Below are 16,183 nucleotides of genomic sequence, written 5' to 3' on the forward strand. Positions count from 1 at the left end.
TGAACGGCGGTTAACAAGAACGCCCGGGCGCTCGGCTCAGAACTCGGCCTCGGCCACCGCGCCGCCACCGTCGGGAGTCAGATACATCGGCCCGTAGACCGCGTGTTCACCGTCCATCAGGGTGACGGTGGCGATGCCGGACGCCGAGAGTTCCGGGAACTCCTCGCCGAGCCAGTCCTCGGCGGCCTGCTGGGTCAGGAAGACGGCCTCGGGTACGGAGGGTCCGGCCATCGCCACCCCCGCCTCGTCCGCGTAGATCCAGCGCCAGTTGGCCGACGCAGCGTCGGTTTCGGCCTCGACCGAATGGTCGACCACCCGGGGCACGTTCTTGTCCTGGTTCACGCTGGACGATCCTTTCGTCGGCACCGGGCCGACTTCTCGGTGGCAGCCAGGGATGGCTGCGACTGCACGGCGACTGCACTGGCACTGCGACTGCACCGGTCACGGTCGCGACCGATGACACCGTCGTCGGGTTCGCGAAGGCTCGACCGGCGGGGCGGCACGGGCGGGACGTGCCCACCGCGCACCCGACGGTAGCGTGAGCCGGGCGCGCACCTGCGTGCTGAGCAGGAGGACCCACGAGTGACTGTCGAATTCGGCCAGGTGACACCGCCGCACCTGGGCGGCAGTGCCCCGGCACCACACCCGTTGCTGGGCACGTTCGGTCCCCTGATCCGCCTGCTGGAGGCCTGCGCACTACCCGGGCACGGCGTCCTGGAGCGTCCGCGCCTGGTGGTCTTCGCCGGCGATCACGGGGTCTCCTCCCTCGGCGTGTCGGCTCACCCGGCCACGGAGACCGCCCGCCGGGCCACCGACCTGGCCGGCGGGAGCGGGCCGATCTGTTCCATTGCGTCGGGGGCGGACGTGGGGGTCAAGGTGGTCGACGTCGCCGTGGACGCCAACCTCACCGACACCGGGGTGGACACCTCGCTGAAGGTCCGGAGGTCATCGGGCCGGATCGACATCGAGGACGCGCTGACCTACTACGAGATCGACGCGGCACTGCTGGCCGGCAAGCAGATCGCCGACGCCGAGATCGACGCCGGAGCCGACCTGCTGATCGGGACGCTCTGCGGCGTCGGGTCCAGTACCGCGACCGCGGTGGTGGTGGCCGGCCTGACCGGGATGGAGCCCGTCGAGGCGACGTCCCGTGGGTCGGGGATCGGGGACGCGGCCTGGATCCGCAAGGTCGCCGCCGTCCGGGACGCCCTCTACCGGACCCGTCTCGCCGGTACGGATGCTCACACCATGCTGCGGCTGGCCGGCGGCGCCGACCTCGCTGCTCTGACCGGCTTCATCGCGCAGGCCGCCGTGCGCGGGATCCTGGTCATGATCGACGACGTACCCAGCACGGCGGCCGCACTGCTGGCCAACCGCATCGCGCCGGGGGCCGATGCCTACGTCGTGGCCACCTCCCTGTCCCAGGAGCGCAGCCACCGCCGGTTGCTCGACCTGCTCGGCCGGGACCCGCTGACCGCTTGGTCCCTGCGGCTGGGCGACGCCGCCGGGGCCCTGCTGCTGGTCCCGACGGTGCGGGCGGTCGCGAGATCAGCGGCCGACGCCGACGCCGACGCGGGCAGCAGCAGAACCGAGGACGCGATCGACGACTGGGATCCCGACCTGTTCTGAGCTTCTCCGTCCGGCTCCGGATCGTCGGAGCCGCAGGCGTCAGCCGGTGACGACGGTCGGCAGGCCGAAGGTCGTCCTGACCCCGGGGGAGAACAGCGGCCGGAGCATGTCCCCGGCAACCGGAACGCCGACCCCGTCGACGAGATCGTCCCTCAGATCCAGGATCTCGGCCGAACGCAGGGGCCACGCACCGTGCTCGTTGGGGATCCAGACGGTGCGTCCGGCGAGCCGGGTGTGCAGGCCCCACCGTGCGGTCAGCCAGATCTCCAGCGGAGTGGGTTCGACCGGATCGCCCACCCGGATGGTCAGCGCGCTGCGGAGCGGGGCCCGCCCCGATCTCGGCCAGCGCCGGGCCGACTCGTAGCGCCACAGGTCCCCGGCGTGCACGGCGCTCATCTTCGACCACGTGTAGGCCAGACCGAGACCGAACCTGGCCAGCAGCACGGTCGCCAGTCGATCGGCCTCCAGCGTCCGGAACACGATGCCGCTGCGGCCCTGCTCGTCGACCGAGTACAGCCGGACGTTGGTCTCGCAGAAGTCACCGAAGTACGGGACCGGAAGTCGGCCACCGGGTCCGGCGCCGCGCATCTGGAACGGCACCAGCGCGACGTAGGTGAAGCCGTCGATGACATCGGGCCGCACCCCGGGCGGCATGAACTCCGTCACCGCGGCCGGCTCCACCGGCCAGTGCAGGAACGTCAGGTTCTCCCAGTGCTGCGCCGACAGCGAGGCTCCCGACAGCGGCGGAGCGACCGCATGCACCACCATGTCCGCGCCTTCCCGTTCGTTGGTCCGGCAGCGTCTACCACACCGACCTGCCCTCCGGCGAGTGTGCCACCGCGTCGGGCTGGAGGTGGGTGGTGGCCGGGCGACGTGAGGATCAGCACGTCGGGTGGGCCGGGGCGTCAAGGTCGACGGGGTCAGGTCGGCATGGCGCCGAACACGGTGACGTCGGGAACGGGCCCGGACCAGGCCTCGACCTGCACCAGCGCGGTGTGCGCACTGGGACCCTGTGCGAGGGAGGACGTTCCGTGGTCGGCGGTCAGGACGTTCGGATTGCCGTGCACGTCGAGTCCGCCCGGCGTCAGGGGGTCGTACCAGGCGCCGGTGGACAACCGGACCACCCCCGGCCGGATGTCCGGCGACACCACCGCGCCGGCCAGGACGGCCCCGCGATCGTTGAACAACCGCACCACGGATCCATCGGTGATCCCCCGTGACGCGGCGTCCTGCGCACTGATCAGGACGGGTTCACGCCCGCGGACCTTGCCGGCCCTGGAGTGCGCGCCGTTGTCGAACTGGGAGTGCAGGCGCCGCTCCGGTTGCCCGGACACCAGGGCCAGTGGGAATCGCTGCGCCAGTGAGGATCCCAGCCATTCCGACGGCTCCAGCCAGGTCGGGTGGGGCGGGCAGTCCGGGTACCCGAAGCCGCCGATGGTCGACGAGTAGATCTCCAGCAGACCCGACGGAGTATCGATGGGATGGGCCTGCGGATCCTGGCGCAGCGCGACGTAGGGCTTCTCCGGTCGGTCCAGATCCGGCAGGGCGAACCGGCCGACCTCGACCAGCTCGTTCCAGTCGGGCAGCTGCACATCCATGGCGGCGGCACGCTTGCGGGTGCGCTCGTAGAGTTCGTCGACCCACTCCGGTGCGGTGCGACCCTCGGTGAAACGATCGGCGAACCCGAGCTTCTCGGCGATCAGGGAGAAGATCGCGTAGTCGGTCAGCACGTCGCCGGGCGGATCGGCGGCCTGCACCATGGCCATCAGGAACGGGTCCTCACGGCCGGCTGCGAAATCCATCCGCTCGGCGAAAGTCGCTGCTGGGACGACGATGTCGGCATGACGGGCGAGCGAGTTCGCGAAGTGCTCGTGAACGATGACGGTGTCCGGATGCTGCCAGGCCTCGGCCAGCCGGTTCAGGTCCTGGTGGTGGTGGAAGGGATTGCCGCCCACCCAGTAGACGAGCCGGGTGTCCGGGTAGGTGTAGCGGCCACCGTCGTAGTCGAATTCCTGGCCGGGCCTGGTCAGCAGATCTGAGATCCGGGCGACCGGGATGAAGTCGGCGACGTTGTTGACACCCTGGGCGAACGACGCGATCGGCACCTTCGCGAGCCGCATCCCGTTGCGGTGCAACGCGCCGAGACCACATCCGAAACCTCCACCCGGGCGGCCCATGGATCCGGACAGGGCAGCCAGCGTCAGGGCCATCCAGGGCACCTGCTCGCCGTGATCGGCCCGCTGCACCGAATACGACGTGGAGATCACCGTCCGTTCGGTGGCGATCCGATGGGCAAGGGCGCGGAGGGTCTCGGCCGGCAGCCCGGAGATCTCGGCTGCCCATTCAGCGGTCTTGGGGACTCCGTCGTCGTGGCCGAGCAGGTAGTCCCGGAAGCTCGGCCAGCCGGTCGTGCACCGGTCCAGGAAGTCCTGGTCGTGCCGTCCGGCGCTGACGATCACGTGCGCCAGCCCGAGCATGATCGCCACGTCGGTGCCGGGGCGGGCCGGGAGCCAGGTCGCCTCCAGGAAGGCCGCCGCGTCCGTGCGCAGGGGCGACACCGAGACGAAGTCGACTCCGGCCGTGCGGGCCCGCTGCTGCGCGCCGGGCGACGTGTGCGCCCCCAGCCCTCCGTCGTTCACCTGGCTGTTCCGCAGCGCCAGACCCCCGAACGCGACGACAAGCGATCCGTGATCGGCGATCTCGTCGAAGGTCGGGGTGGAATCCATCGCGCTCTGCCAACCGCCCGCCACCCTGCGCAGCAGCACGGTGATGGCCGCCGAGGAATAGGTGTCGACCGATCTGGTGTAGCCACCGGCCATGTTCAGGAACCGGTGCACCTGCGACTGCGGGTGGTGGAACCGGCCGGCCGAGCCCCACCCGTAGGAACCGCCGAAGATCGCGAAGTTCCCGTAGGTCTTCCTGACGCGATCGATCTCGCCGGCCACCAGCGACGACGCGGTGGCCCAGTCGACCGCCACGTACCCGTCATCCCCGCGTCGGCGGGTGCCATGCCGATTCGCCGGCCCCGGGCCGTCGTCGAGCCAGGCCCGGCGGACCAGCGGCACGGTCAGACGACCGGGGCTCGTCAGCGCATCGGTGACCGAGTCGCCGATCCCGGTCGGCGCCGGATCGTCCGGGTGCGGGTCGAGTCCCAGCAGTCGGGAACCGTTGGTGCGCGCCAGATAGGTGCCCCAGTGCGTGGCGGTCGGAACGCGACGGACGTCCCCGGTCACGCGAGCGTCCAGTCCACCGGCTCTGCGCCCTGCTCGACCAGCAGGGCGTTGGCCCCCGAGAACGGCCTGGATCCGAAGAATCCGCGGTCGGCCGACATCGGTGACGGGTGGGCCGAGGCGATGTGCGGCACGCTTCCGAGCATCGGGATCAGGGTCTGGGCGTCCTTGCCCCACAGGATCGCCACCAGCGGGCCACCTCTGGCCACCAACGCCCTGATGGCCTGTTCGGTGACCGGCTCCCAGCCCTTGCCCTTGTGCGAGGCGGACTTGCCCGGTTCGACGGTCAGCACTCGGTTGAGCAGCAGGATCCCGGAGGTGGTCCAGCCCGTCAGATCTCCGTGGGCAGGTGGCGCGATGCCCAGGTCGCTGCGCAGCTCGCGGTAGATGTTGGCCAGCGAGCGCGGGATCGGACGGACCGAGCGGTCGACCGCGAACGATAGGCCGATCGCATGCCCGGGTGTCGGATAGGGGTCCTGTCCGACGATCAGCACCCTGACATCCTCGAACGGAGCCTGGAAGGCGCGCAGGACATTCGGGCCGGCCGGCAGGTAGGTGCGGCCGTCGGCTACCTCGGATCGAAGGAAATCGCCCATCGCCGCGATCTGGCCGGTCACCGGGGCGAGCGCAGCCGCCCAGCCGGGGTCGAGGGTTTCCGAGAGAGAACGGGACATGACGGCGACCGTACCGCGAGACGGGGTCAGCGGAAGTGGTCCCAGCCGCCCGGCTCGTCGCGCTCGGATCCGTCGACCGTCACGACCGCGCCGAGATCCCCGATGGACCCGACGGTGCCGATCAGCTGCCAACCCGGTGGCAACGTCGCGCCGTGCGGGAACGTCGCCACGAGCGGGTGGTCGTCCCCGCCGGTCAGCACCCACTCCATCGGATCCTTGCCCAGCGCCGAGGCCACCTCGACCAGACGGGTGTTCACGTCCAGTGCCGCCCGGCGGATGTTGATCGACACGTTCGACTCCTGCGCGATGTGTCCGAGATCGGCGAGCAGACCATCCGATACGTCGATCATCGAGGTCGCGCCGGAGGCGGACGCCGTGATGCCGGCCCGCAACGGAGGCTCCGGTACCCGGTAGGCCCCCACGACCGCGGCCGGGGAACGGAATCCACGGGACAGCACAGCCAACCCGGCGGCCGCCCAACCCAGCCGCCCGATCACCGCGACCTCGTCACCGGGTCGGGCACCTGACCGCAGCACGGGATGCGACCCCTGCAGATCACCCAGCACGGTCACCGCGATGGTCAGCGTCTCCGAGCGGGTCATGTCCCCGCCGACGACCGCGGCGCCTGCCTCGTGGGCTGCTTCGTGAAGACCCTTGCCGATGCCGAGAATCAGATCGGTGGGGGTGGTGCCCGGCGCCGAGATCGCGACCACCAGTGAGGTCGGCGCGGCGCCCATGGCTGCGATGTCGGCCATCGACGCCAGCGCCGCCCGGCGCCCGATCTGCTCGCCCGTCGCCCAGTCGGTGCGGAAGTGCACGCCATCGACGAGCATGTCGACGCTGATGACGACCCGGCCGTCGGGGGCGGCCACGACCGCTGCGTCGTCGCCCGGACCGACCGACGTGCCGGGAAGCTGCGGCTGGTCCTTGATGACGGCGGCGATCAGGGGAAACTCCCCCATCGCCGCCAGCGTGCCGGGCTCGTTCAGGCTCTTGGATCCCGGTTGCTGACGGCTGGTCCGGTCGGTTCGTGCCTGCGGGGTACTGATGCCGAACACCTCCGGGTCTTGCCGGACATGATCCGTCCGGCCGGAACTCCATCGTGCCCCACGCCGGTGGCCGCATCGATGATCGGCGCGCGAGTCTGCGACCTGATGTACCTGCACCGGTCCCGCCCGGCGCTGTGTCCCCAGGCACTCCGATCGTTGCCGGGACGCCGGGACCGATAAACTCGGGCAGCGAACTGCGCGCGGTCCCACCGCGTCCGCCCCCTGCCGTCGTCTTCACCGTCGGCGCAGAGAATCGAGACAGGAGCACACCGTGGTGCAGGCCTTCATCCTGATCCAGACCGAGGTCGGGCAGGCAGCAGCGGTTGCCACCGCGATCGCCGAGCTACCGGGGGTCACCAGTGCCGAGGATGTGACAGGTCCGTACGACGTCATCGTTCGCGCCGAAGCCGATACCGTCGACGAACTCGGCAAGCTCGTCGTCGCCCGCGTGCAGAACGTCCCCGGGATCACCCGGACGCTGACCTGTCCCGTCATTCGGCTCTGAACCTGGACAGCAGGTGGAGACGGACGACATGGGCAGCATGACGAAGCCGAGCCCCTCCCCGGACCTCGGGCGGACGACCAGGAACCCCGCGTTCTCCTGGCAGGTCGTCTCCGCGCTCGTGCTGGTCGTGCTGGCCATCGGGGTGGCCGTCACCCTCGGTCTTATCAACAACGCGAACCCGGTGGTCGCCACCGGGCCGGTCCCGGTCGCGACGGTCGGTCAGCCCGGCGCGGACTCCGCGGCGTGCAAGACCCTGATGCCGAAGCTGCCCGCCGAGCTCACCGGTTCTGCACGACGGCCCGTCCAGGGCGGCGGGGACGGCATCGCGGCCTGGGGGGACCCGGCCGTCATTCTTCGCTGCGGCCTGGAGACCCCGCAGGAGCTCAATTGCAGCGCGGCGTTGACCCAGGTGGATCAGGTCGCCTGGTTGCAACTGGCGAACGACGGCCTGCCCGACACCACCTACCTCGCGGCGGACCGGTCGGTGCGCATAGCGGTGACGCTTCCGGACGGGACGGGGACCGCTGCGATCCAGCAGATCTCGGACGTCGTCTCGGCGAACCTCCCGGCGCGCCAGCCCTGCAACAAGGGCGTCCTGCTCCCCACCGACACCAGGTAGGCCGACGGATTCCGCTGCGGGGTTTGGGTGCGGTCGTAGCGGGGGTTGGGTGGGGTCGTGGGTGTTGGGTGGGATGAGGGCGCCGCGCATCGGAAAGCCTCACCAATTCCCCGAAAGTCGGGGTGAAACACCACTTTCCGACGCCCCCTTTACTTTCTGATGCGCCCACCACGTTCCGACGCGCCGGGCGGAACGAGGTCGGCGACATCCGAGCTGGAAGCATCGAGCAGGTGTCTCAGCGCAGGCCGGTCCCGCGGGCGATGGCCGTCCGGATCAGCACCGTCAGCAGCTCCGAGTACGGCAGGCCGGCCGCCCCCCACATCCGGGGGTACATCGAGATCGGCGTGAAGCCGGGCATGGTGTTGACCTCGTTGACGACCACCCGGCCCGCATCGGTGACGAAGAAGTCGACGCGCGCAAGCCCCTGGGCATCGAGTGCCCGGAACGCACGGACCGCCAGATCCTGGATCTGCGTGGTGATCTCGTCCGGAAGCGACGCGGGGATGTCGAAGGTGGCGACGTCATCCAGGTACTTGGCGTTGAAGTCGTAGAAGTCGTCACCGGGCCCGACGTGGATCTCCGCGGTCGGTGAGGCCTCGATCCGGCCGTCGGGGAATTCCAGTACGCCGCACTCGATCTCACGACCGATCATGGCCGCCTCGACCAAGACCTTGGGATCGGCCTCCCGGGCCAGCGCGATGGCCGCGTCCAGATCGGCCCACCTGCCCACCCGGCTGACCCCGAGCGACGAACCGGCCCTGGCCGGCTTGACGAACACCGGGAGTCCGAGTCGGTCTCGCTCCTGCCCCGTCAGCGTGGCGCGCCCCGGGCGGAGCACGACGTGATCACCCTGGGGCAGACCTTCGGCGGCCAGCAGTTTCTTGGTGAACTCCTTGTCCATGCCGGCGGCGGAGGCCAGCACGCCCGGCCCGACGTACGGCAGCCCGGCCAACTCCAGCAGGCCCTGGATGGTGCCGTCCTCGCCGAACGGACCATGCAGGACCGGGAAGACGACATCGACGTCCAGCGAGGGGCCTTCGACACCCAGCGGCACGAGCGACGCGGAGGTCGGGTCGGCCGGCAGCACGACGGCCGACCCGCCGGCGACAGCGGGCAGGGTCCGACCGTTCTTGGCCAGCACGAGATCCGGCTCGACCCTGACCCAGGCGCCCTGGGTCGTGATGCCGATCGCGGTGACGTCGAACAGATCCGGGTCCAGATGCCCGAGCACGCTGCCGGCCGAGATGCACGAGACGGCATGTTCGCCGCTTCGTCCGCCGAACACGACCGCCACCCTGATCCGCTGGGAATTCATGCCGCAACCCTAATGTGGCACCGCGCGGGCGATTGCCACTGACACGAGGACGACCGGGGGCCGAACGGGCGACTACTCGGGCGAATGGGGACGACCCATCAGCGAGCTGATCATCTCGTACGGGGGCATGTGGTGGTAGCAGACGTTGAAGACGGCTTCGGTGATCGGCATGTCGATCTGGTGACGGTGGGCCAGATCGCGCATCGAGCGGCAGCTCACCACTCCTTCGGCCACCTGACCGCCGGCGGCCTCGACCGCCGCTTCCAGACCCATCCCGGCGGCCAGCCGCCCGCCCAGCGTCCGGTTGCGCGACAGGGGCGAGGAGCAGGTGGCCACCAGGTCGCCGAGACCGGCCAGACCGGCGAAAGTCGCAGCGTTGCCGCCCAGGGCCTCGCCGAGCCGGGTCAGTTCGTTCAGCCCCCTGGTCATCAGGGAAGCCGCGGTGTTGAGTCCCAGCTGCAGACCGCCGGCGATACCGCACGCGAGCGCGATGATGTTCTTACCGGTGCCGGCGATCTCGGCGCCGACCACGTCGGTGATCGTGTAGGGACGGAAATAGCCGGTGGCGCAAGCCTTCTGGACCTGGATCGCGACGTCGTGGTCGATGCACGCCAGGACCGAGGCAGTCGGCCGGTCGTGTGCGATCTCGACGGCGAGGTTCGGCCCGGTGAGCACCACCACCCTCGCCGGCTCGACACGACCCACCCGGGAGATCACCTCGCTCATCCGCAGGCCCGTACCGATCTCGACCCCCTTCGCCAGTGAGATCACCGGTACACCCCCGGGAATCGAGTCACGGAAGACCGTCAGGTTCTCCCGCATCGACTGGCTCGGCAGCCCCAGCGCGACCGCGTCGACGCCGTCCAGCGCCTCGTCGACGTCGGACGTGGCGCGGAGGTTCTGCGGCAGCACGACACCTCGCAGGTAGTCGTGATTGATCCCGGTCGCGGTGATGTCCGACGCGACGGCCTCCCGGCGCGCCCAGAGCACGACGTCACGCCCGGCGTCGGCCAGCACCTTGGCGTAGGTGGTCCCCCAGGATCCCGCCCCGAGCACGGCGACGCGGCCCAGAGCCGTTCCGGTGGTGGGTGTCCCGTCGTGGAGGGGCCTCACCGATCCGGATTCTCGGCCGCCTCGGCCCTGGCCTTGAGCCGGTCCGCCTTCTTCTGGTCGTAGAACTCCACCGGCGCCGGTACGCCGCGTACCTGGGCCAGCAGATCCCGGACGGCGCCCTGGATCACGTAGGAGACATCCCTGAGCAGGCGGGCGTCGACCGGCTTGCCCCGGAAGGCCGACAGGTCGACCGGTGGTCCGGCGACTACCCGGATGTCCTTGCGCGGGAAGGGGTGGAATCCGCCCTTGACGTAGGGAACGTAGACGTCCTGGGTGCCCCAGTGCACGACCGGCACCACCGGGAAGTCCCCGGCCATCGCCATCGCGGCCACCCCCGGTCTCGGTTTCATCGGCCAGTTGTCGGGATCGCGGGTGACCGTCCCGTCCGGGTAGATCAGCACCATGTGGCCGGCGTTGAGGGACGCGATCGCGGCATTGAGGCCGATCTGCCCGTGACCGCCGCCGCGCTCCACCGGAATCATGCCGGTTCCGGTCAGGGTCCTGCCGATCACCGGAATCTTGAAGAGCGACGCCTTGGCCATGATGTGCGGAATGCGACCGGACTGGCGCAGGTACACGGCGGTGTAGATCGGGTCGAGCTGGGAGATGTGGTTGGCGACCGCAAGTACGGGCCCGGGGACGGCGACGTGCTCCATCCCCTCGAAACTGCGCCGGCCGAGAATCCGGGTGAGCGGGAACATCACCAACTCACAGAATCTGATCCAGCCGTTGGCCTTCTCGAACACCGGTCCGCGACGACGCACGCCGACTCCTTTTCACGCATCCCGGCCGACCTGTCGGCTGCGGGGCTGCTCCAAGACCACCCACGCCCCGTGCGGGGCGTGCATTCACCCTAGTGGTGGCGGTGGGAGCCGTTGGTGGTCAAGGACGACCGGCTCCTGACGGTGTCGCCCGCGTCACTCGTCCGGCCCAGCCCACCCCGTCTCAACTGGCCCGACTCGCTGCCTTCATCGACCTGTTGCCCTGCGTTAACCGACCTGCATGGCCGGGGCGGCATCCGGCGCGGAACAATGACCGGCGTGACCACCACCAGAAAGCCGACCCCGGCGCGGAGACGACCTTCCCTCGCCGCGGTCAAGGCCGAACCTCCCGCCGTCCCGGCCGCCCGACCTGCCGTCGCGGCCGCCACTCCGCGTGCCACCTCCAAGTCACGTGCGGCGGTGGCCGAGATCCTGGAGACGCCACGGGAGCCGGAGGAGGAAGCCCAGATCGACGCCGTGTCGGTCGAGCCCTTCCACACCCCCGAGAACGACACGGCCGTCGTGATCCATGACGCCCTGCCGTTGCCGGCCGACCGCTTTCTCAACCGTGAGCTCAGTTGGCTGGACTTCAACGAACGCGTCCTCGCCCTTGCCGAGGACCCGGACCAGCCCCTGCTGGAGCGGGCGAAGTTCCTCGCGATCTTCGCCTCCAATCTCGACGAGTTCTACATGGTCAGGGTGGCCGGCCTGATGCGGCGACGCGACATGGGGCTTGCGCTCGCCAGCGCCGACGGACTGACCCAGTCGGAGCAGCTCGCCCTGATCTCGGCCCGCGCGCAGGCACTCGTCGAACGGCAGGGACGGTGCTTCACCGACGAGGTGATGCCGGCCCTGGAAGAGGCCGGGATCCGCATCGTCCGGTGGAGTTCCATCGACGTCGAGGACCGGGCGCGGCTGGCGGACTACTTCACCTCGCAGGTGTTCCCGGTGCTGACGCCGCTGGCCGTCGACCCGGCCCACCCGTTCCCGTACATCTCCGGACTGAGCCTGAACATGGCCATCATCGTGCGGGACCCGGAGACCGGCGCGGAACGGTTCGCACGGGTGAAGGTGCCCAACAACGTCGACCGGTTCATCCGGGTCCGTCGCAGCGTGCTGGATTTCCTGCCCATCGAGGACCTGCTGGCCGCACACCTCGCCGAGCTCTTCCCGGGCATGGAGGTGATGGAGCACCAGATCTTTCGCGTCACCCGCAATGCCGACCTCGACGTCGAGGAAGACCGCGACGAGGACCTGCTGCAGGCGCTGGAGCGCGAGCTCGCACGTCGCCGCTTCGGTCCCCCGGTGCGCCTGGAGATCACCGACACCACCAGCGAGCGAATCCTGGATCTGCTGATCAGCGAACTCGACGTCGATCCGTCCGATGCCGTGGAAGTGCCTGGCCTGCTGGACCTCTCGAGCCTGATGCAGCTCTACGGGCTGGATCGGCCGACGTTGAAGGATCCGCCCTTCGTGCCGGCCACCAACCCGGCCTTCACCGAGGGCGAGAAGCCCAAGAGCGTCTTCGCACGCCTGCGCGACTCGGATGTGTTGCTGCACCACCCCTACGAGTCGTTCGCGACCACCGTGCAGCGCTTCATCGAGCAGGCCGCGGCCGACCCGCACGTGCTGGCCATCAAGCAGACCCTGTACCGGACCTCCGGCGACTCCCCGATCGTCGACGCGCTGATCTCGGCGGCCGCGGCCGGCAAGCAGGTGGTGGCCCTGGTGGAGATCAAGGCCCGGTTCGACGAGCAGGCCAACATCACCTGGGCCAAGGCCCTGGAACGTGCCGGCGTCCACGTGGTCTACGGCCTGGTCGGGCTCAAGACCCATTGCAAGACCGCTCTGGTCATCCGCCAGGAAGGGAACACCCTGCGCCGGTACTGCCACATCGGTACCGGCAACTACAACCCGAAGACCGCCCGCATCTACGAGGATCTCGGACTGCTCACCGCCGACCACGACATCGGGGCGGACCTGACCGACCTCTTCAACGTCCTGACGGGTTACTCCCGACAGACCGAGTACCGAAACTTGCTGGTCGCACCGCATTCGATCCGCACCGGCATCGTCGAGCGGATCGAACGGGAGATCGAGCACTTCGATGCGGGCCGCGGTGGGGTGGTCAGACTCAAGATGAACTCGATCGTCGACGAGGGTGTGATCGACGCGCTGTACCGGGCCTCGAGGGCCGGCGTCACCGTCGATCTGACGGTGCGCGGGATCTGTGCGCTCCGGGCCGGAGTGCCGGGCCTGAGCGAGAACATCACCGTCCGGTCGATCGTCGGGCGCTTCCTCGAGCACTCCCGGATCTTCTATTTCGGCGGCGGCGGCCACGAGGAGTACTGGATCGGCAGTGCGGACATGATGCACCGCAACCTCGACCGGCGGGTCGAGGCTCTGGTACGGATCACCGACAAGGTGGCGACCGACCGGATGAGCGCACTGCTCGCCGCCATCGCACGGCCCGACACCAAGTGCTGGGTCCTGGGGCCGGACGGCTGGAGCAAGTCACCCGTCGACGGGCCCGGCCGCGACCTGCAGACCGAACTGCTGCGTCGAGGGGCTGCTGGTGCGGAATGACGTTCCGCCGGTGAGAGCTGCCGGCGCCGTGCTCTGGAGACCCTCCCGCAAGCACGGCGTCCGGGTGGCTCTGGTTCACCGTCCACGGTATGACGACTGGTCGCTTCCCAAGGGGAAGGCCGAGCCCGGAGAGAGTTCTCAGGTCACCGCCTGGCGAGAGGTGTGGGAGGAGACCGGGTTCGCCTGCGCAATCGGCCGGGCGCTGACCACCGTGTCCTATTCGGTGGCCGGCGGGCCCAAGACCGTGGAGTACTTCGTGGCCAGGTCCCGCTCCGGCGCCTTCGCCCCGAACAAGGAGGTCGACCGGCTCGAATGGCTACCCGTGGCGACGGCGAGGAGCCGGATGACCTACGACTTCGACAAGGCAGTGCTGGACACGTTCTCGCTGGAGCGACCTGATCTGACGGGCGTGCTCCTGGTCCGCCACGGGCGCGCCGGCCATCGGGAGTCGTTCGAGGGCCTCGACGCCCTGCGACCACTGGATGCCAAGGGCCGCAGGGAGGCTCAGGCCCTGGTGGCCCAGCTGATGCCGTTCGGACCCGGTCCCGTGCACAGCGCCCCGGTCGAGAGGTGTTCGGCCACCGTGGCTCCGCTGGCCGCCGCCCTGCAGACGACGGTCGTGCTGGAGCCGTTGCTCGCCGAGGACGCCTATCGCGACGACCCCGCCGCAGCCCGCGGACGCCTGGTCGAGCTCGCCACCATGGCCCGGACGCCGACGGCCCTGGACTCCCCGAAGGCGGCCGGGCAGGGTCCGGCCGGTGGAATGCCCGACAGGCCGGCGGTCTTCACCACCAACCTTCCGCGCCCTGATGCTCCCGAGACCCAGGATGCCGGCGGCGCCGCGGGCTGGGCGCCACCACCGGGCACGGTGGTCGCGTGCAGTCAGGGCGGTGTCATCCCGGGTGTGGTCAAGTCTCTCGCCGGCCGCTCCGATGTCACGGTGCCGCGGACCGGAACACCCAAGGGGGCCTTCTGGCTGCTGAGCTTCGACGGCCGCAGACTGGTCCAGGCAGATCCGTATCCGAGCCCGGCCGTCTGAGTCCCTCGCAGCCGGCGCCGGTCTCGGCGTCCGTGCGGCGCACCACCGCCCGGGGATGACGCCGATCGCCCGGCTCTCCAGGAGAGCCGGGCGATCCTGACGTCGATGCGGCGTCGCGTGCCGGGTACTGCTGACTGCCGGGTCGTGCCTACTTCTTCTTGGCCGGCGCCCGACGCGCAGCCGGGGCCTTGGCCGCGGGAGCTGCCTTGGCCGCGGGTGCCTTCGGGGCGGCAGCGGCCTTCGCCGGAGCCGCCTTCGCGGCGACGGCGCGCGGCGCCTTGGCCACCGGAGCCGGTGCAGCAGCAGGCTTTGCCGCCGCGCGGGCGCGCGGAGCCGGCTTCGCCGGAGCGGCGACGACAGCGGGCTTGACCGCTGCTGCGCGGGTGCGCGGAGCGGTGGGAGCCTTGGCGGCCACCGGTGTTTTCGCCAGAGCGGCGGCCGCCCGGGCGGTGGTCGGCTTGGCCGTCACCTTCGGGAGCTTGACCGTGCCGGCGATGACGTCCTTGAAGTACTTGCCGGGACGGAAGGCCGGAACGGTCGTCTTCTTGACCTTGACCGCCTGCCCCGTGCGCGGGTTGCGTGCCGTTCTGGCTGCACGCGCCCGCTTCTCGAAAACGCCGAATCCGGAGATCGATACGTTTTCGCCTCGCTGCACTTCCCGCTGGACGAGATCGATGAAGCCCTCGACCGCAGTCTGGGCCACCTTCTTGTCCCCATCGAGCCGTAGAGCGAGTTGGTTGATGAGATCGGTCTTGTTCACGGTCCCTCCCAGGACTTCCCGGCCCTTTCGTGGATGAAGAGGCCGACTGGACGCCCACGGTAGGCCCGAAATGCCCAGAATGCCAACACACCACTCCCGTCGATCCGTTCATTGACAACGGATTTCGGCTGTTCCAGGCCCCCGACACGACAGCGCCACCGACCGCAGATCTCGGCCGATGGCGCTGGCACTACCCTGAAATACTGTGTGCTGCAATAGCTTTCGCCGTATACCCAGGTCAGGGCACCAGGCGGTCAGACGGGCGTGGTGACCGGCTTGAAGGCCGGCCGAGAATTTTCAAAATTTGTGATCTCATCGGCATGTCGCAGGGTCAAAGAGATGTCGTCCCACCCCTCCAGCAACCGCCACTTCGTGTACGCGTCGATCTCGAAGTCCAGCACCAGGGACCCGGCCGAGATCCGTTGCTCCTTCAGATCAACCGTCACCTCCGTGCCCGGTTCGTTCTCCAGCAGCTTCCAGAGCAGCTCGACGTCGGACTCCGAGACCTGCGCGGCGACCAGCCCACCCTTGGAAGAGTTGCCGCGGAAGATGTCGGCGAAGCGGGGTGAGATGACGACCCGGATCCCGTAGTCCATGAGGGCCCAGACAGCGTGCTCCCGTGATGATCCCGTCCCGAAGTCGGAACCGGCGACCAGCACAGAGCCGCCGGCGAAGGCGGGCTGGTTGATGACGAAGGTCGGGTCGTTGCGCCAGGCCGCGAACAGCCCGTCCTCGAAGCCGGTGCGGGTGATCCGCTTGAGGTACACCGCCGGGATGATCTGGTCGGTGTCGACATTGCTGCGGCGCAGCGGGATCCCGATGCCGGTGTGAGTGGTGAACGCTTCCATGGTCAAGACTCCTGCGATGGGCCGGTCCAGGCGGGGCGACCGGGGCGGGATGGAT

At 69.5% G+C, this 16,183-nt stretch carries 15 protein-coding genes; 5 read left to right on the top strand and 10 right to left on the bottom strand.

The annotated features are described in order from the left end of the window. Positions 1 to 36: 36 nt before the first annotated feature. A complete protein-coding gene (locus H7F38_RS26125; RefSeq protein ID WP_255498108.1) occupies positions 37 to 342 on the bottom strand; it encodes a hypothetical protein in 306 nt (101 codons plus the stop codon). Positions 343 to 582: 240 nt separating this feature from the next. Between H7F38_RS26125 and H7F38_RS21565 the strand changes: the two genes are divergently transcribed. After that, positions 583 to 1,629, top strand: coding sequence for a nicotinate-nucleotide--dimethylbenzimidazole phosphoribosyltransferase (locus H7F38_RS21565; RefSeq protein WP_187091703.1), 1,047 nt, complete (start codon positions 583 to 585; stop codon positions 1,627 to 1,629). A gap of 39 nt (positions 1,630 to 1,668) precedes the next feature. Here the strand turns inward: H7F38_RS21565 and H7F38_RS21570 are convergent, their stop codons facing one another. The 4 genes from H7F38_RS21570 to H7F38_RS21585 form a co-directional block, all read right to left on the bottom strand. Beyond that, entirely contained in the window at positions 1,669 to 2,397 is a 729-nt protein-coding gene (locus H7F38_RS21570) for a YqjF family protein (RefSeq protein ID WP_187091704.1), read from the bottom strand. Positions 2,398 to 2,549: 152 nt separating this feature from the next. Further along, positions 2,550 to 4,862 (bottom strand): molybdopterin-dependent oxidoreductase, encoded by a 2,313-nt coding sequence (locus H7F38_RS21575; protein WP_187091705.1) that lies wholly within the window; start codon positions 4,860 to 4,862, stop codon positions 2,550 to 2,552. Then, complete coding sequence (locus H7F38_RS21580; protein ID WP_187091706.1) at positions 4,859 to 5,533, bottom strand: uracil-DNA glycosylase; 675 nt, start codon at positions 5,531 to 5,533, stop codon at positions 4,859 to 4,861. Before H7F38_RS21580 ends, H7F38_RS21575 begins: the two co-directional genes overlap by 4 nt. A gap of 26 nt (positions 5,534 to 5,559) precedes the next feature. Next, positions 5,560 to 6,495 (bottom strand): thiamine-phosphate kinase, encoded by a 936-nt coding sequence (locus tag H7F38_RS21585; protein WP_187094883.1) that lies wholly within the window; start codon positions 6,493 to 6,495, stop codon positions 5,560 to 5,562. A 358-nt stretch (positions 6,496 to 6,853) separates the two neighbouring features. Between H7F38_RS21585 and H7F38_RS21590 the strand changes: the two genes are divergently transcribed. Further along, entirely contained in the window at positions 6,854 to 7,087 is a 234-nt protein-coding gene (locus tag H7F38_RS21590; RefSeq protein WP_187091707.1) for an Lrp/AsnC ligand binding domain-containing protein, read from the top strand. A gap of 37 nt (positions 7,088 to 7,124) precedes the next feature. Then, positions 7,125 to 7,706: a DUF3515 domain-containing protein gene (locus H7F38_RS21595; RefSeq protein ID WP_187091708.1), complete on the top strand. Its 582-nt coding sequence runs from the start codon at positions 7,125 to 7,127 to the stop codon at positions 7,704 to 7,706. Positions 7,707 to 7,941: 235 nt separating this feature from the next. Here the strand turns inward: H7F38_RS21595 and H7F38_RS21600 are convergent, their stop codons facing one another. From H7F38_RS21600 to H7F38_RS21610, 3 genes are all read right to left on the bottom strand, one after another. Then, positions 7,942 to 9,021 (bottom strand): D-alanine--D-alanine ligase family protein, encoded by a 1,080-nt coding sequence (locus tag H7F38_RS21600; protein ID WP_187091709.1) that lies wholly within the window; start codon positions 9,019 to 9,021, stop codon positions 7,942 to 7,944. 72 nt (positions 9,022 to 9,093) lie between these two features. Next, the gene (locus H7F38_RS21605) at positions 9,094 to 10,134 is read right to left on the bottom strand and encodes an NAD(P)H-dependent glycerol-3-phosphate dehydrogenase (RefSeq protein WP_222618246.1); all 1,041 of its coding nucleotides are present in this window, start codon (positions 10,132 to 10,134) and stop codon (positions 9,094 to 9,096) included. After that, a complete protein-coding gene (locus H7F38_RS21610) occupies positions 10,131 to 10,898 on the bottom strand; it encodes a 1-acyl-sn-glycerol-3-phosphate acyltransferase (RefSeq protein WP_255498110.1) in 768 nt (255 codons plus the stop codon). The genes H7F38_RS21605 and H7F38_RS21610 overlap by 4 nt, the downstream gene beginning before the upstream one ends. A 267-nt stretch (positions 10,899 to 11,165) precedes the next feature. On the opposite strand from H7F38_RS21610, the gene H7F38_RS21615 reads away from it, so the two are divergent. Then, complete coding sequence (locus tag H7F38_RS21615; RefSeq protein WP_370531402.1) at positions 11,166 to 13,481, top strand: RNA degradosome polyphosphate kinase; 2,316 nt, start codon at positions 11,166 to 11,168, stop codon at positions 13,479 to 13,481. A 10-nt stretch (positions 13,482 to 13,491) separates the two neighbouring features. Next, on the top strand, positions 13,492 to 14,520 hold the full coding sequence (locus tag H7F38_RS21620) for a bifunctional NUDIX hydrolase/histidine phosphatase family protein (RefSeq protein WP_187091710.1): 1,029 nt from the start codon (positions 13,492 to 13,494) through the stop codon (positions 14,518 to 14,520). A gap of 148 nt (positions 14,521 to 14,668) precedes the next feature. Here the strand turns inward: H7F38_RS21620 and H7F38_RS21625 are convergent, their stop codons facing one another. Together H7F38_RS21625 and leuD are read right to left on the bottom strand one after the other, a co-directional pair. Then, the gene (locus H7F38_RS21625; RefSeq protein ID WP_187091711.1) at positions 14,669 to 15,280 is read right to left on the bottom strand and encodes an HU family DNA-binding protein; all 612 of its coding nucleotides are present in this window, start codon (positions 15,278 to 15,280) and stop codon (positions 14,669 to 14,671) included. Positions 15,281 to 15,534: 254 nt separating this feature from the next. Beyond that, positions 15,535 to 16,128, bottom strand: a complete 594-nt coding sequence (leuD, locus tag H7F38_RS21630) for a 3-isopropylmalate dehydratase small subunit (protein ID WP_187091712.1) — start codon at positions 16,126 to 16,128, stop codon at positions 15,535 to 15,537. Between the last annotated feature and the right edge of the window lie 55 nt (positions 16,129 to 16,183).

The sequence above is a fragment of the Nakamurella sp. PAMC28650 genome, assembly GCF_014303395.1.
Classification (GTDB): domain Bacteria; phylum Actinomycetota; class Actinomycetes; order Mycobacteriales; family Nakamurellaceae; genus Nakamurella.

Excerpts from the sequence above, each read along its gene's own strand:
- H7F38_RS21570 (WP_187091704.1), bottom strand. The coding sequence starts at position 2,397 with ATGGTGGTGCATGCGGTCGCTCCGCCGCTGTCGGGAGCCTCGCTGTCG.
- H7F38_RS21580 (WP_187091706.1), bottom strand. The coding sequence starts at position 5,533 with ATGTCCCGTTCTCTCTCGGAAACCCTCGACCCCGGCTGGGCGGCTGCG.
- H7F38_RS21585 (WP_187094883.1), bottom strand. The coding sequence starts at position 6,495 with ATGGGGGAGTTTCCCCTGATCGCCGCCGTCATCAAGGACCAGCCGCAG.
- H7F38_RS21595 (WP_187091708.1), top strand. The coding sequence starts at position 7,125 with ATGACGAAGCCGAGCCCCTCCCCGGACCTCGGGCGGACGACCAGGAAC.
- H7F38_RS21600 (WP_187091709.1), bottom strand. The coding sequence starts at position 9,021 with ATGAATTCCCAGCGGATCAGGGTGGCGGTCGTGTTCGGCGGACGAAGC.
- H7F38_RS21615 (WP_370531402.1), top strand. The coding sequence starts at position 11,166 with ATGACCGGCGTGACCACCACCAGAAAGCCGACCCCGGCGCGGAGACGA.
- leuD (WP_187091712.1), bottom strand. The coding sequence starts at position 16,128 with ATGGAAGCGTTCACCACTCACACCGGCATCGGGATCCCGCTGCGCCGC.